Below are 1821 nucleotides of genomic sequence, written 5' to 3'. Positions count from 1 at the left end.
GTGGCTGGGACATAAGTCCCGCCGACAAATAAATTGAGCCGCATTTTCCATTTTTTCTGGAAGATGTGGCTCAGTTTTTCTATCCAACCAAAAATATGACTTAAATTGGCCATCATTTTGGCCAATTTATTCATATTTGCTGCCATCAAGATAATTCCTAATTCATTATTTACTTGTCTTAATCCACGTACCGATAATCGACGGAAACGCAAATTTGCCTTCAGGTTACCAAAGGCTGGCTCATCCTCAAGTTTTCGCTTAGCGAAAATGGCCTTGCCCTCTGGGCTTGAAAGCTGTTCACGAACGTATGCTTTTTGCGATTCCCAATGGGGATTGATGTTAATTCTTCGTTGGTTACCCATACGGGTGGTCGACCAATAATACCCTTCGGGGTCATCGTAATCGTCGGCCCGATAAACTTTAAAGTCGCGGGTAAACCCATTTTTATCAGTTCGATGGCTCATGCCGTGATATGAAAAGCGGATGTGGTGATTATCCACGTAGTAATCTTCTTCGGCATGATATTCCCAGTTCATCACTTTGCTAAGATCGCTGCGATATTTCTTCGATTGTTCTTTCAGATACATGGTGTAAGGAATCAAGGGGATCTTACCCAATTTCTCTTTAACAAATTGATAGTTTGGCTCACTGCCGTAGCCCGCATCGGCAACGATATAGTTGACTGGGGTTTGTGCGAAGTTCATCGCTTTTAAAAATGGAATTAAAGTACGTTGGTCCGTAGGACGTTGATTAACTTGGTAATAGAGAACGAATTGTGATTGAGTGGCAATTTGCAGATTGTACCCTGGCTTCAACTGGCCGTTTTGCATCGGATCTTCTTTCATCCGCATAAAAGTGGCGTCATGATCCGTTTTAGAGAAACTGTTCCGATCACCAAACCATTCATGATATTGGCGATACTTTTGTTTACGAGGTAAGTATTCATCTTTTACTAGATGCCGGAGATGTTTTAGTTTACGCCGGCGTTGTTTACGTGGTGAACCACCGGGAATCACTTTTTCGGTTTTGATTTGCTGATCTAATTCGTCAATCTCTGTGTCCAATGCGTCTACTTCAGCTTCAAGCGTCTGAAGATCCGTCGGATCCATTTCGCTTTCCACTGCTAGATTGACTTTGTTTTGAATCAGGTCTTTAAACAAGTTTCGTGTTTTTTGATCCAACTTACTTTCAAATTTTTCCGTGCTTTTTCGCCAGACAAATGAATACTTGTTGGCATCGGCAAGGATTTTAGTGCCATCAATGAAAATTGCCTCATCACTTAACAGATTGTTATCAATCAATGATTGTCGGAACTGCAGATACATGAGGGCTATTAGCTTGGTGGTTTGTGGATCAGTCCGGAAACGATTGATTGTCCGGTAACTGGGAACCATGTCAGGGTCACCGATTAACCATTTCATCGGAATGTTTTCCTCGGCCATTTGTTGAATTTTCCGTCCCGAAAACACTTTCCGTGAGTAAGCAAATAACATCATTTTGAGCATCATCAACGGTGAATATTGTGGTCGGCCAAAGGCTGACTCTTCTCCATAAACTAATTTATATGGAATCGTGTCCACAAAAGCACTGATGGCGCGGACAATGTGCGTTTCTGAAATTGAAATTTCTAATGGCAATGTTAAACTGGTCTGGTTATTGTTATAATGTCTGTACATAGAGATTCACTCCTATCCTTGGGTTTTCGTCGATTTAAGAATAGCAGAGTTGAATTCTCTGTGCTACATAAAATGCAAAAAAGCCTCGGAAAAAAATTAATTTCCGAAGCTTTTTTGCGTGAGCTGAGACTTTTGTCCCAGCCTC

Annotated in this window: 1 protein-coding gene; it reads right to left on the bottom strand. The window is 41.4% G+C overall.

Translation table 11 applies throughout. From position 1 onward, the window contains the following. Nucleotides 1-1676: IS1182 family transposase (locus FC51_RS11970; protein ID WP_057910753.1), on the bottom strand; the 1676-nt coding region annotated here is incomplete at its 3' end. Nucleotides 1677-1821: the final 145 nt, after the last annotated feature.

This window comes from Lentilactobacillus parabuchneri DSM 5707 = NBRC 107865 (assembly GCF_001435315.1).
Lineage (GTDB): Bacteria > Bacillota > Bacilli > Lactobacillales > Lactobacillaceae > Lentilactobacillus > Lentilactobacillus parabuchneri.
The sequence above is the reverse complement of the archived record's forward strand: the minus strand, read 5'-3'. Positions and strand labels throughout refer to the sequence as shown.